The organism is Sulfurimonas sp., from assembly GCF_016744025.1.
Taxonomy (GTDB): domain Bacteria; phylum Campylobacterota; class Campylobacteria; order Campylobacterales; family Sulfurimonadaceae; genus Sulfurimonas.
This window is the reverse complement of record NZ_JADGFC010000066.1, coordinates 1-13,652: the sequence shown is the minus strand read 5'-3', so window position 1 is coordinate 13,652 and position 13,652 is coordinate 1. Positions and strand designations below refer to the sequence as shown.

16 protein-coding genes and 1 pseudogene are annotated in these 13,652 nt (G+C 32.2%); 13 read left to right on the top strand and 4 right to left on the bottom strand.

Annotated features, from left to right (window positions below; translation table 11 throughout):
• Window positions 1–193: 193 nt before the first annotated feature.
• From QZZ48_RS09920 to QZZ48_RS09910, 3 genes are all read left to right on the top strand, one after another.
• Complete coding sequence (locus tag QZZ48_RS09920; RefSeq protein ID WP_294965092.1) at window positions 194–349, top strand: hypothetical protein; 156 nt, start codon at window positions 194–196, stop codon at window positions 347–349.
• Between the two features lie 3 nt (window positions 350–352).
• Window positions 353–868 carry a hypothetical protein gene (locus QZZ48_RS09915; protein ID WP_294965090.1) on the top strand — a complete coding sequence of 172 codons (516 nt, stop codon included), beginning with the start codon at window positions 353–355 and terminating at the stop codon, window positions 866–868.
• A 234-nt stretch (window positions 869–1,102) separates the two neighbouring features.
• Window positions 1,103–1,783, top strand: coding sequence for an energy-coupling factor ABC transporter permease (locus QZZ48_RS09910; RefSeq protein WP_294965087.1), 681 nt, complete (start codon window positions 1,103–1,105; stop codon window positions 1,781–1,783).
• A gap of 13 nt (window positions 1,784–1,796) precedes the next feature.
• Here QZZ48_RS09910 and QZZ48_RS09905 read toward each other — a convergent pair whose 3' ends face one another.
• Window positions 1,797–2,633, bottom strand: a complete 837-nt coding sequence (locus tag QZZ48_RS09905) for a sirohydrochlorin cobaltochelatase (protein ID WP_294965084.1) — start codon at window positions 2,631–2,633, stop codon at window positions 1,797–1,799.
• Between the two features lie 38 nt (window positions 2,634–2,671).
• Here QZZ48_RS09905 and QZZ48_RS09900 point away from each other — a divergent pair, with 38 nt between their 5' ends.
• From QZZ48_RS09900 to QZZ48_RS09860, 9 genes are read left to right on the top strand one after another with little or no spacing between them, the layout of a single operon-like run.
• On the top strand, window positions 2,672–3,928 hold the full coding sequence (locus QZZ48_RS09900) for a cobyrinate a,c-diamide synthase (RefSeq protein ID WP_294965082.1): 1,257 nt from the start codon (window positions 2,672–2,674) through the stop codon (window positions 3,926–3,928).
• Window positions 3,929–3,931: 3 nt separating this feature from the next.
• Window positions 3,932–4,153, top strand: a complete 222-nt coding sequence (locus QZZ48_RS09895) for a hypothetical protein (protein ID WP_294965079.1) — start codon at window positions 3,932–3,934, stop codon at window positions 4,151–4,153.
• On the top strand, window positions 4,153–4,866 hold the full coding sequence (locus tag QZZ48_RS09890) for a precorrin-8X methylmutase (protein ID WP_294965076.1): 714 nt from the start codon (window positions 4,153–4,155) through the stop codon (window positions 4,864–4,866). The genes QZZ48_RS09895 and QZZ48_RS09890 overlap by 1 nt, the downstream gene beginning before the upstream one ends.
• Window positions 4,856–5,311, top strand: coding sequence for a (2Fe-2S) ferredoxin domain-containing protein (locus QZZ48_RS09885; protein WP_294965073.1), 456 nt, complete (start codon window positions 4,856–4,858; stop codon window positions 5,309–5,311). Before QZZ48_RS09890 ends, QZZ48_RS09885 begins: the two co-directional genes overlap by 11 nt.
• 6 nt (window positions 5,312–5,317) lie before the next feature.
• Window positions 5,318–6,421 (top strand): cobalt-precorrin-5B (C(1))-methyltransferase CbiD, encoded by a 1,104-nt coding sequence (cbiD, locus tag QZZ48_RS09880; protein ID WP_294965070.1) that lies wholly within the window; start codon window positions 5,318–5,320, stop codon window positions 6,419–6,421.
• A complete protein-coding gene (locus QZZ48_RS09875; RefSeq protein WP_294965067.1) occupies window positions 6,415–7,599 on the top strand; it encodes an SAM-dependent methyltransferase in 1,185 nt (394 codons plus the stop codon). The genes cbiD and QZZ48_RS09875 overlap by 7 nt, the downstream gene beginning before the upstream one ends.
• Window positions 7,592–8,341 (top strand): cobalt-precorrin-4/precorrin-4 C(11)-methyltransferase, encoded by a 750-nt coding sequence (locus QZZ48_RS09870; protein WP_294965064.1) that lies wholly within the window; start codon window positions 7,592–7,594, stop codon window positions 8,339–8,341. Before QZZ48_RS09875 ends, QZZ48_RS09870 begins: the two co-directional genes overlap by 8 nt.
• 10 nt (window positions 8,342–8,351) lie before the next feature.
• A complete protein-coding gene (locus tag QZZ48_RS09865; protein ID WP_294965061.1) occupies window positions 8,352–9,389 on the top strand; it encodes a cobalamin biosynthesis protein in 1,038 nt (345 codons plus the stop codon).
• A 12-nt stretch (window positions 9,390–9,401) separates the two neighbouring features.
• Complete coding sequence (locus QZZ48_RS09860; protein WP_294965058.1) at window positions 9,402–10,202, top strand: precorrin-3B C(17)-methyltransferase; 801 nt, start codon at window positions 9,402–9,404, stop codon at window positions 10,200–10,202.
• On the opposite strand, the gene QZZ48_RS09855 is transcribed toward QZZ48_RS09860, so the two are convergent.
• The 3 genes from QZZ48_RS09855 to QZZ48_RS09845 form a co-directional block, all read right to left on the bottom strand.
• A complete protein-coding gene (locus QZZ48_RS09855; protein ID WP_294965056.1) occupies window positions 10,199–10,873 on the bottom strand; it encodes a precorrin-2 C(20)-methyltransferase in 675 nt (224 codons plus the stop codon). The two genes, QZZ48_RS09860 and QZZ48_RS09855, sit on opposite strands and share 4 nt — an antisense overlap.
• 83 nt (window positions 10,874–10,956) lie before the next feature.
• The gene (locus tag QZZ48_RS09850) at window positions 10,957–11,883 is read right to left on the bottom strand and encodes an HD-GYP domain-containing protein (RefSeq protein ID WP_294965053.1); all 927 of its coding nucleotides are present in this window, start codon (window positions 11,881–11,883) and stop codon (window positions 10,957–10,959) included.
• A 129-nt stretch (window positions 11,884–12,012) separates the two neighbouring features.
• On the bottom strand, window positions 12,013–12,177 hold the full coding sequence (locus tag QZZ48_RS09845) for a hypothetical protein (RefSeq protein ID WP_294965051.1): 165 nt from the start codon (window positions 12,175–12,177) through the stop codon (window positions 12,013–12,015).
• A gap of 185 nt (window positions 12,178–12,362) precedes the next feature.
• On the opposite strand from QZZ48_RS09845, the pseudogene QZZ48_RS15820 reads away from it, so the two are divergent.
• Window positions 12,363–13,560, top strand: a pseudogene (locus QZZ48_RS15820) (IS3 family transposase).
• The last annotated feature ends 92 nt before the right edge of the window (window positions 13,561–13,652 follow it).

Sequence of the window (13,652 nt, the reverse complement as noted above, 5' to 3'; positions counted from 1 at the left end):
AGAGCTTTTTTATAATCCATTATAGAAATACCTTGGTTTCTTACCAATATACAGAAGTTTGCAAGGGTTTTCAAACCCCCATATTTTTAATTAAGTCGTATATTACAAAAAGTGGTAAATATGCCACTAAAATGGTACAATTACGAAGTTACAAAATTTTGTAATTTATTTAATTAAATGGAGGAACATTAAAATGGTATATTCTTATGATGAAAAACAAAAACAAGTAAAATTAGTAAAAGTACCTAAGCTTAGAGGTAGTGACGCACAAAGAGTTGAAAATGCTGATGTTCCTAAAGAATTTTTAAAAAGAGTTATGGGTATTAAACTTAATATTCAAAGAGTTTAGTGATTGTTAAAATCCACATTTAAGCAACTTTCATCTTCTAGTTGTCAGAAATCAAAACAAATGATTGCTGATTCTTTTTCTTATCATCCTACTAGAGGACAAAGAGAAAAAGCTATTTTAATGCAAACGTTATCTGACGCTTCTTTAGGAAACACACTTATTACAAAAGTTACTGATTCAACAAAAAGTATTACAGGAACATTAGGTTTAGTTGCTTTGTCTGTTGGAAAGCTAGAGCTTGAGGATAAATCATTTCCTTCTGTAATTGTTGATTATCTTTTTGTGGATTATGAACATAGAAATAAAATATATGAACACTTAGAAGAAAAGGTATCTACCTCACTTCTTTATTACGCGATACAAATAGCTGAAGAGATAGCAAGACTTGCTGGAGTTAGATATTTAATATTACGTCCTGATGGTGGCAAAGAAAATAAAAAATTAGTTGCATTTTATGAGTCTATGGAATTTAGATATATGACGGATAAACATGAATGGATGTATCTAAAACTTACATAGTGTTACCTATGTGTTACCTTTTTTTGAAGCTAACTCCTTAAAGTGCTTATTTTAAAGAGTTGTAGAGCTATATATATAAGTGGTCTTCTCCACCACTTGAAGACTTCTTTATTTAAAAACCTCAAAAAATCATAAAATAATCAACAAAACTCTTTCTAAATAATACTATATTCCCTTAAACATTCTCAGCTAACTTTGCTATAATTCAAATATATAAACTATTAAGGATATCACATGCATATAGAACCAGAAATTGTAGACGCTGCAAAGATAGGACTTTCATACGCAACTGCTTCAGGAGCATTATTAGCTTCTGCAAAACTTTCATACGATAATATAAAAGAGAATAATCTTATCTCTTTTTTAATCAAAGTAATTGCTTCAACACTTTTAGTATTTACTTTTTTCCAAGTTCTTCCTCACTATCCAGTAGGTGTTTCTGAAGTTCATTTAATTATGGGTTCAACACTGTTTTTACTTTTTGGTGCTGCTCCAGCTGCTATTGGTTTAGCTCTTGGTTTATTAACGCAAGGTTTATTCTTCGCTCCTTTTGATCTTCCTCAGTTTGGAATGAATGTAACTTCAATAATAATGCCACTAATTGCAATATCTTACTTAGCTAAAAAAGTGATACCTCAAGATACAACATATACACAACTAAAGTATTCTCAAGTTTTAAAACTTTCTATGACTTATCAAGCTGGAATAGTTGCATGGGTTTCTTTTTGGGCATTTTATGGTCAAGGTTTTGGTGCAGAGAATTTAGCATCTGTTCTTAGTTTTGGTGGAGCTTATATGTTAGTAATAACAATAGAGCCACTTGTAGATTTAGCAGTTTTAGCATTTGCTAAATCTATAAAAGATACTTTAAGCAAATCAAACTTAATAGAAAAAAGACTTTATAACAAAGCATAAAACTAAAGGGCTTTTAAAGCCCTAGTTTTTTAATCTCTACCTCAATATTATCTCTAAAAATCTCTATTACTTCATCTTGTCCAAGCAGATTAAACTTCGCTGTATCATCTAAAGGTTTAACGATACTAGAGTCACAGTACTCTCCAATCTCTTGAGAAATTTCTATCATATCTTTAAAGTAGTGATTACCACTAACTAATAGCATAGGAACAACTTGAACCTTAGCATCTGGGTTCTTTTTTATACGTTTTAATATTTCTTGTTTAATAGCATCTTTGACTGCATAAAATGGAAATTCTCCCTCTAAAGAACAAGTGATATTGTTTTTGTTTATCATTTTTAAGAAGTTTGAAGCATAAGAAACTGACTCTAGACCACCAAGATTTAAAACAGGAACACCATGAATTACATATAAGTTTATGATATCTTTTTTCTTCCCACGAATCTTTGCATCTAAATTTTTAAGATAAAGAGATGTCTCTTTAGTTCTATGTAAAAGAGGATTTGTGTAACGTATGTTTGCAAGAGAGAATTTTTTAAAGCCCTTAACCATACGAACAAGAACTTCATGCTCATCAGTTGGAAAGATATTTACTGATACAACTATATAGTGCTTATAACCTTCCATATCAACATCAGCCATAACCTGAGGAAGGTTTTTATAAACCTTTCCCTCTTTGGCTAACTCTTTGATAACCATCTTTGAAGAGAATGCGGTAAATACAGGAATCCCTTTAAAATGATTTTTTATGTATTCTTCAAACTTAAAGTATTTGTCTTGTTCAATAACTGACCCAAAACATGAAAGAATTATTGCGGTACCTTTGTTATAATGTCTATATCGTTTCATAGTAAATCCAAATTTTTTAATAATTATAGAGAGATAAGTTGAAAAAAGCATTAGTCGTATCAGCAATAGCGTCAAACCAAGGTAAAACTTTACTTACAATGGCACTGTTAAACTACTATAAAAATAGAGTAAGACCCTTTAAAATAGGACCTGATTTTATAGACCCTCAGTTTCATGAAAAAGTTGCATCTTATCCATCGGTAAATCTTGATGGTTTTATGATGAATGAAACTCAGCAAAATTGGATATTTTCAAAGTATGCAGATAAGGACCTTAGCATCTGTGAGGGTGTGATGGGTTTTTATGATGGAATGGATAAGGGTGCTAGTGCATATGACACAGCAAAAATACTCAATATCCCCACTCTTCTTATCTTAGATGCAAGCGGAAGTTATATAACAATTGCCGCTATCTTAAAAGGTATGAAAGAGTTTAGAGGTGACAACACTATCAGAGCAGTTGTTTTAAATAAAGTATCTTCAAAGATGCACTATGAACTTGTAAAAAAACATATAGAGTTAGAGTGTGAGGATATAGTGCTTGCTGGTTGGATAGAGAAAAACCTACCTGCAATAAGCTCTAGACATTTAGGACTTGATTTAGAAGAGTTAGAAACAAAAGAGCTTGATACTATTGCAGTAGATGTGCTCAAATATATAGATATGAATCTTCTTGAAAATATCATGGATATAAAAATAAATAAAAATGAGCTTTATCCATTCAAAACTATAGTTAAAAAAGATGAGAAGTGTGCTCTTGTAAAAGACAAAAACTTCTCTTTTATCTACCATGATAATATCGAGTATTTAAAAGAAGTTTATAAAGAAGTAGTCTTTGTTGATTCAACAAAAGATGAAGAGATACCATTAGATGCAGACATGGTCATAATTGCTGGTGGATATGTTGAGACTGATGAGAGTTATGCAAGAGTAAAAGACTCTAAGAGGTTTAAAAACTCACTTATTAATCATGCTAAAAAAGATAAGAGTATATACGCAGAGTGTGCAGGACTTATATATCTTGGTAAAAGTATAGATGAAAAAGAGATGAGTGGCATCTTAGATATAGAGTTTAAGTTAGGTAACAAAAGAGAGAGACTTGGTTACTACTATGGTTTAGACTTTGAGAGTGAGGAGACTACAAAAGGTCACGCCTTTCACTACTCATATATAACATCCGCTCCAAAGGGTGATATAGGACTATACAAATCATCAAAAAAAACGATGAAAGACGGAGGATATAAATATGCTAATATTACAGCAACATACTTACATACAATGTGGAGAGGAAACTAGATAATGTGCGGATTTTATGATGATGAGCAGAAAATAAAAAAGGGCGATAGAGCCATTTACAAAAGTGAATATATAACAGTAATCTCTGCAAAACATGTAACAAAAAATGAGACTATGAATATAGTGTATAAGATAGATGACAAAGAAGAAGAAACTATGATAAATATACCATATAAAACAGCAGGCTTTGACTTGCAACTAATACAAAGAACGGATAAAAAATAATGAATTTTAAAATACAAGAACCACCTTTAAATATAGGCGATCAAATAAGTCTGAAATCTTTTGAAATGATTCAAGCTGAAGCAGTTGAGTACGAAGGCTTCGATAGATTTGATAAGAATGAGAAAGCTTTGGTTGAGAGACTAATTCATACTACGACATGTTTTAAAGAGATTATTGACAATATATACTTCTCAGATAATGCGATGGTTAAACTAAAAGAGTTACTAGAGAAAAAAGCAAAACTCATAGTCGATACAAATATGATTCGCTCAGGACTAAGTAAATTTTATCTTGATAAGTATGAGAATGAAGTTATCTGTTATGTAAACGAGCCAGAAGTATTTGAGATGGCAAAGCAAAATAAGACTACTCGCTCTTACGCGGCAGTTGAGTTGGCAATAGAGAAATTTAAAGATGAGCCTATGGTTTTAGCTTGTGGTAATGCACCAACTTTTATATACGCAGCTATCAATGCACTTATAAAGAAGAATGTAAATCTTGATAATGTTATTTTACTTCTGTTTCCAGTTGGTTTCGTAAATGTTGTTGAGTCAAAAGAGTATGGAAAAGAGTTTATGAATCACTTTGGTGTTGAGGGCATAATAGTTGAAGGTCGTTATGGAGCTTCTACAATGGTAGTAGCATCTCTTCACGCGGCATATAGACTTATAAAAGATTATGACACGGAGTTTGGTAAGTATAATGGCAAATAAAGAGATAAAACTAAATGATATGGGAAATGAAGTTGTAGAAGGCTTTGCTTGTAAACCTGTTGACTTTGACGCATCTCGTCCTATTATGCACTACCAATCTCTTCTTTTAGTTTGTGATGATGAGAGATGCCATAAGGCTCAAAAAGGCGATAAATCAATCGAACTTAGAGATATGCTAAAAGATATGGGACTCAATAAGGGTGCAAACCGTATAAAAGTAACTCGTACTTCTTGTAATGGAGCTTGTAGATTTAGAGCAGTTACGCAAGTTACAACAAATACACAAGCAAATGGAGTAGCTAAGAACAACGGTCTTTGGCTTAAAAATACTCATCAATATACGAAAGATGAATGGAAAAATATCTTTGAATTACTCTCAACTGGAAAGATGTTAGTTGATAACTTAGATGCAGAAGCTTTTATACCTATGAAAGTGTACAACTAAACTAAGATGAGTAAAGAACTGCGCAGTGGTTACACGACTGGAACTCATGCAACAGCAGTTCTTGGAGCAGTCTTAGTAGAGTTTTATAAGTCTGAAAAGATTTTATCTTTAGATGTATCTCTGCCAAAGGTAGATGCAAGCGTTAAGATAGATGTAACAAGAGAGAGTAAGTGGCACTTTAGCACTATAAAAGTAGACAATGATGACTTGGATGTTACAAAAGGGTGTTGCATACATGCAGAGCTTTTTTTAAGTACTCCTGTTGACCTAAAGGCTCAAAAACCATCACAGATAGAACTTGGAGAGACAAAGCTTCTTATATATGGTGGAAATGGAGTAGGGATAGTTACAAAGGCTGGACTAAAAATCTCTCCTGAGTATCCAGCGATAAATCCAGTTCCTCTAGAAATGATGAAAGATATCGCTTCAAGTCTTGTAGATAAAGATGAGACAAGAGTCTTGCATCTAGTGATTAGTGTAGATGATGGGATGCGTATTGCCAAAGATACAGCAAATGAAAAAGTTGGTGTAATCGGTGGAATATCTATACTTGGAACAAGAGGAATAGTAAAGCCTATATCTGCGGATGCTTATCTAGATAGTATAGATGCAGAGATATCAGTAATTGAAGCCTCTGCATCTAAAGAAGTTATTCTTACGCTTGGAAACAGTGCTCATGATTATTCAAATAAAAATTATGATAAAAATATAGTTGTTGAGATTGGAAACTTTATCTACGATGCTTCACTGCGTCTCAAAGGCAGAAAGTTTAAAAAGATGGTCTTTGTAGCAAGTGTTGCAAAGATGTGTAAAATTGCACAAGAGTGTAAAAATACTCATAACCGCTTTGGTGGTATAGACTTTGATGAGGTTAAATTATGGCTTATTAAAGAGTTAAAAATTGACTTAACTAGTGATGAATACCTAACTTTAAAAGCAGTTTTACAAAAACTTCCAGAAAAAGAAACAAAACTATTTACAACTTTCTTGGGTTATAAAGCCGCTCAGAGTTTTAAAAAATGGTTTATAGAGTTAGATATAGAGATAAACGAGATAGAGATAATTACACTAAATGGTGATGATGTGAACAATAAGGAGTTAAGATGGTAACAATAGCAGGCTCGGGAATGGGCGAATACAACTTTAATAATATTAACCTAGATTTTACAAAATATGAGATGATTTTTTGTGATCAAAATTTTAAAACTGATTTGGACAATGTAGTAAAGGGAAGTTTTAAAGATGTTAAAGATGCCATCTTAGTCAACCTTGATAAAGAGATTTTATACATTGTAAGTGGTTCACCAACTTTTTACTCAGGTGCAATTTTGATTTTAAATGTATTAAAAAAAGAAAATATAGCTTTTAAAATTATAGATAATACTTCATCACTAAACTATATGCTTTCTCATGATGGAGTCTCTCTTGTTAAAACAGGAATCGTAACTCTTCATGGAAAGTCCCAAATAGACTTAGAAAACTTTTTAGTAAAGGATTATACTTTTATCATTTGTGATGAAAATACTCCAGCACTTATAAAAGATGCCACGAGATATCTAAGTGAAGATGACTTTAGCATTACACTTGGAGAGCAGTTTGGTTATGAAAACGAGAAGTTCTCAAATCCTACACTTGATGAGATGTTAAAAAATCCACCTAAGATGCCATTCTCGATTCTTATAAAACGTAACTTTAAAACACTTCCAAATATTTCAAGTGATGATAGTATTGAACATGAAAATGGGATGATAACAAAGAGCTATAAACGTCATATCTCACTGCAAAACTTAGAACTAAAACCAAATCAACTTCTATGGGATGTTGGAGCAGGTAGTGCTTCTATGAGTATAGATGGATATAAAAGATATAAGATTAAATCTATTCTTTTTGAGAAAAATGAGAAACGTGCACAGATGATAAAAAACTCACTATCAACTCATAAGATTTTAAATACAAAACTTTGTATTGGTGAGGCAAGTGAATTATATAAAAATGAGAAAAGTACACCTGAGAGAATATTTGTTGGTGGCGGTGGAGTTAAAGTTATAAGTGAGTTAGACTATCTTTATAGCAGACTAGCTGATGGTGGTTTGATGGTAGCAAACTTTGTAACTCTAGAACACCTAACAACTGCTATAACAACTCTTAAAAATGCAAATATAAAGTTTGATGTAAAGAGTGTATCTCTAACAACTTATAAGATGAGTCTGCTTATGCCAGAACCTGAGAGAGTAATGCACCAAATAATTGTTAAAAAAGAAAAACTAGACAAGGATAAAAATGATTAAATTTGTAGGAGCAGGGCCGGGTGACCCAGACCTTATAACTGTAAAAGGACAAAAAGCCATGCAAGAAGCAGAGGTAGTTTTATATACTGGTTCTTTAGTTCCAAAAGAACTTCTTACTTGGTGTAAAGAGGGAACTTTAATAGAGAACTCTGCGGATATGGATTATGAAGAGATATTTGCTTTTTTAGAACTTCATCATGAGAAAAGCTTTGTAAGACTCCATACTGGTGACCCATCTATCTACTCAACTACTGCAAAGCAGATAGAGTTTTTAAATGAGAAAGGCATCGCTTATAAGGTTATTCCTGGAGTTACAGCAGCTTTTGCAGCCGCTGCATCTGTAGGTATAGAATATACTATTCCTGGAGTTTCTCAAACTTTGATTATTAGTCGTGTTGAGGGAAAAACTCCAAATCCTGAAAGTATAAAACAACTTCTTTCAAATAAAAATAGCTCTTTCGCTTTTTATCTTTCAATCAAACTAATCCAAAAACTAAAATCAGCGGCTTATGAACTTGGTTACTCAAAAGAGACACCATGTTGGGTTGTAGAAAAAGCTTCTTGGAGTGAAGAGAAAATATACAAAGGAAGCATCGATACGATACAAGAACAAGTATCTCATATCAAGGGTGTAGCTCTAATCTTGTTTGGAGATTACCTAAATCAAGAAGCAAAAGAAGAGTCACATCTTTATGCTAAAGAGTATAAAAAAGAGGGTCTTAAGGACTCTAAAGCTTTATAAAGGTGTATGAATGAAAATAGCTATAGCTACTATAAATAATCCAAGTTTAGAGTCTGCAAAAAAACTTTTACCAGTTCTTAAAAATCATGATTGTACAGTTTTTAATAAGACGCAAGAAAATGATAACTTCGTAATCTTTGATAAGGTTGACGATATCATGCCAACAGCATGGGCAGAGTTTGACGCTATCATTTTTATCATGGCTACTGGTGCAGTTGTGAGAAAAATTGCACCTTTTTTAAAGGACAAGGCAACAGACCCAGCAGTTCTAATCATGACACTGGATTTAAAAAGAATTATTCCTCTGGTTTCAGGTCATTTAGGTGGAGCTAATGAGTTAAGTATTGAGATTAGCGAGTCACTTGATGAGTGTGTAAACTTTGTTACTACTGCATCTGATCAGATAAAATTATTAGCTTTTGATATGTTCGCTAAAAAAATGAACTATGATATAAGCAATCTAAAATCGCTTGCTCAAGTTGCAAATAGAATTATCAACAAACAAGCAGTTCAAGTCGTGGCTTATCCATCAGATATACAAAATATAAAAGAGTTTGAGGGTTATAATGAAGATAGTATTATATTTCACTCTCCTGATGATTTAGAGAGTTTTGATACTCAGATTCCAACTGTCTATATAACTCCTCAGAAACTAGCATATAACTCTCTTCAGCTACATCCTAAAGAGATAGTTCTAGGCCTTGGTATGAATAGAGGAACTTCGTCTAAAGAGATAAGCTTAGCCGTTACTAGATTTTGTTTTGAGCATGCTATATCTTTGGAGAATGTAACTCACTTAGCAAGTTTTGAAGCAAAGGCTGATGAAGTAGGACTTTTGGAGTTTGCAAAAGAAGTTGCAAAAGAGTTGAAGTTTTTTAATGAAGATGAGATAAATGCTCTAGAGCAAGACTTCTCTCCATCACAAGCAACAAAGTTTTTTAACATAAAAGGTGTAGCTGAACCAGCTTCACTACTAGCAAGTAATAATAAAGTACTTTTTTTAAGTAAAAGAATTTATGGTGGCGTTACAATCGCAGCCTCATTTTAAAGGATAAAATATATGGGAAAATTAACATTAGTATCAACTGGGGCAGGTGGAAGTAGATACCTAACAAATGAAGCAATTAAAGCAATCCAAGAAGCAGACCTAATAGTTGCATATACTAAGTATGCAAAAGATTTACCTACTCTAATGAGTGAAAAGGAAGTTTTTACAACTCCTATGACTAAAGAGATAGAGAGAGTTGACTATGCTATAGAAGAGGCTAAAAAAGGTCGCACAGTTGCACTTCTTTCAAATGGAGATGCAAATGTTTATGCAATGGGTTCTTTAGTAGTTGAACTTATTGATGTTAAGGATTATTGGGATGATATCGACTACTCTTCACTTCCTGGTATATCGTCTGTTTTAGCCTTAGCATCTGAGGTTGGAGCGCCACTTTCTCAAGACTTTTGTCTTATCTCTTTATCAGATAGATTGACTGATCCTAACTTGATACAAAAAAGAATCAAACTATCTCTTGAATGTGATTTTGTTATTGCTATTTACAACCCAAAAAGTAGAAGTAGACTGGGCCCGTATATTGGTATGTTAGAGAAGTTATCTGTGGTTGAGCCTTCAAGAGTAATAGTAATAGCTAGAGACTTAGGAAGAGAAAATCAAGTGATTATAATTACTACTGCTAAAGAGTTAATAGATGCAGGAGTAGAGAATGAAGATGTAAATATGTCTACTACGCTTTTAATCGGAAACTCTACTACAAAACTTACTAAAGATGGAAGAGTTTTAACTCCTCGTGGATATCTAAATAAGTATGATTTAAGCGGTAGTAAAAAAGATGGTTGGCGTAAAGAGAGTTAGTCTCTCTTTGCGAAGTTAATAAACAGAGTCATATATTTTCTAACTTTTGATATCTTTGATGGTGTGATTTTTTCATCATCAAGATACATGTTCTCAAAAGTGTAAAAATCACCTTCTCCTAACTCTTTTGTATCCATTCCTATTTTAGGACGCATTAAAATTTCAGTAGTTTTAACATCATCACGTGGATTTATTGGTCTTATTAAGAGTTGTTCATCACCTAAACAAAGTGCTTTTTTACTTCTTGCAGATGCAGCGCTAAAAGATGTAACACCTGCTATTACTTCACTATTTTCATAAAGTTCTTCACTTATATTTTTAATACGGTGAAGTAGATAGTAGATGCTAGAATAAACTCCTGCATCTCCTAGTGTTACAAAACAAATATTGGGATATTTTTTACTTGCATCTAAAATAGTTTTTGCTTGATTATCCCAATCTTCTTGCATAAATTGCATAGGAGAATATATAGGAATAATTTTTTTTTCAACATTTAATATTTCTAATGCTTTGGAAACAATTGTAAAACTAATAGATTTTGTAAAACTATTATTTTTACTTTTAGTTGGTACACAAATAGCGTCACAATTTTTAAAAGCATTTAAAGCTTTGAGTGTTAATAATTCGACATCTCCAGGACCTAGAGACACCATGTATAGTTTTTGATTCATGAGGCGAATTCTATCATATATATATTATTTGAAAATAAAACTTTAAAGGCTTTGAAAAAATATTAGCTTATAGAATTTAGTTGCTATCTAAACATCATAATCATTTTATTGAGTAGTTTAACATCAACATGATTGTTCATTTCTAGTTTCATAAGTTTTATAGCCTCAAATGTACTCATTGCACCTTTATAAGTTCTTCTACTAGTTAGTGCGTCAAAAATATCACAAACAGCTATGATACGAGCAAAAAGAGGTATGTCATGGTCCTTAAGTCTAGATGGGTAACCTGTTCCATCCATTTTCTCATGATGATATCTTATACCATCTAATATGTTTTTATTATTGATACCTAATGTTAATCCCAATTTATAACCTATATCAGAATGCTTTTTTACTTCATGAAACTCTCTATCTGTTAATGCTCCATCTTTTGTGATTATGGCAGAGTCTACTTTACTCTTGCCTAAGTCATGTAAGAGAGCTGCTTCTCCAAGTTCGGAGAGTGTTTCTGGTTGCATTTTCATATATGCACCTAAACTTAGTGCATAAATAGATACATTGATAGAGTGAGTGTGAGTATAGTAATCATGTGTAGCAATATCCATTAGAGATTTAATAGTAAAATCATCATCTAAAATAGTATCTATCATCTCATTAACAATTTCTTTAGAAGATTCGTAATTACCTAAAGCTTCAGGATTTGCAAAAAGTTTGTTGAGTACATTAGAAGCATGTTTGTATGTTACCGCAGGTTTGTGGTCTAGTTTGATATCCTTTAGTTCTTCTGAAAAGTTTTCATAAAATATTTCATACTCATTATGTTGATCTTCTTCAACATATACAACATCTGCAGAGTCAACAATAACTTTATCATCATGAGTAAAACAAATGCCATTTTCTTTAAAGCAGTTCATCTCTTTATCTGAAGAGAGCATGAAAATATTAAACTCTAAACTAATACCTTCTGTAATGATACTTTTGTCTATTGCTAGATACTTTGTTGATTTCATTATTATCTTCACTTATATTAATGTAATAAAGTATAACATATTTAGATAGAAGGATATCTTTAAAAGTTGCAATATTGCGACTTTTAAGTTTTATAGTTAAAATGTGTTGAAATGAGAGGGGGTAGTTTGTTAAATACTTTGTCTTAGAGAGTCTTTTGCTACTTCAAATAGTTCACCATTTTCATCTTCAACAAGTGCAGTCGATTTTCCATCTTCTGTGAATATAGTAATAATTTTTACTTGTGAGTCATTATATGTATAGCTATCTGTTTCAGAGTGATTTTTATGTGGCATATATATATTCCTTTTTACTTGTTTCATTTTAGATTCTTTTTGTTTTATTAAATAAAACAATTCTTAAAAAAGGATACCGTAAAATATCCTAGAATATGGTTAAACTTGATATATAATGGCCTGAATATTTAAGACAGAGATTCAGCAAAGTTAATTTCTAATATCGTTAAAATATTACAGAATTAATGGAGAAGAATATGAGTCGTAAAAAAGGCCAAACTTATATAGCTGAACAGAAAACTAAAATAGTGCTAGAGTTACTAAAGGAAGAAGAGACTATTGCTCAAATAACCACTAAGTATAAAATCACTGCTCAATCAATTAGCAAGTGGAAAAAGCAGTTTCTTAAAAATGCTTCACTTGCATTTGAACCAGCAAAAGCGGTAGAAGAGTTTAAGAATTAGATAAAGACTAAAGATGAAGAGATAGAAGAGCTTCAAAAACAGCTTGGTAAATCCGTTGTTGAAAAGGAATGGCTCACAAAAAAGCTAGAGAGCTCGGTCTCATATAAGGAGAGAAAAACTCTCATAGAGAACGGGCTTGAACTCACTAAAACAATACAATGTAAATTACTAGGTATTAGTCGTGCCACTCACTACTATAAACCTGTACCAATAAGCAAAGTAAATCTAAAAATAATGCATACCATAGACGAGATAGCTACAGACAACTCAGAGTACGGCTATAGATTTATCCATCAGCAACTGCTTGAAGATGGTTACAGCATAGGAAAAGATAGAGTAACTTAAATACATGCAGTTTATGGGTATACAAGCAATATATCAAACTAAAAAGAGATTAACAAGCATCGGTAACCCAGAACATAAAATATATGAGTATCTGCTCAAAGAGTATTGGACAAGAACCGGTAAAACTAAACAAATATATGTTCCAACTCCAAACGAAGTCTGGAGCGGAGATATTACCTATATCAGAACAAATGGTGGCTTTATGTATCTTGCTGCAGTTATAGACTGGCACACAAAAGCAATCCTGTCTTATAAGATATCCAATTCTATAGATGCAACACTGGCGACAGATGTACTCAAAGAAGCGCTTGCCAAATATCCAAAGCCAAAGATATTCAACACAGATCAAGGAAGCCAGTATACAAGCTATGAGCATACTCAAGTCCTCAAACAACATGATATTCAAATATCCATGAATGGAAGAGGAAGGTCAATAGATAATATCGTGATGGAGAGATTCTTTAGAACCCTCAAATATGGCAATATTTATATCAGTGATTATCAATCAATTAAGGAGCTAAAAGAAGGTGTCAAAAACTACATTTATAAATATAATTTCAAGAGATTTCATTCAGCTATTTCTTATCAAAAACCAATGAACCTGTATCTTGAATTTATAAAAAATGCGACTTAATTAAAAAAACGGGGGTTTAAAAACTCTCTTTTTTTGATAATTGACCAAATAATAATCTACTAAATTTAACTTCAAGCTTTTACTCAAACCTA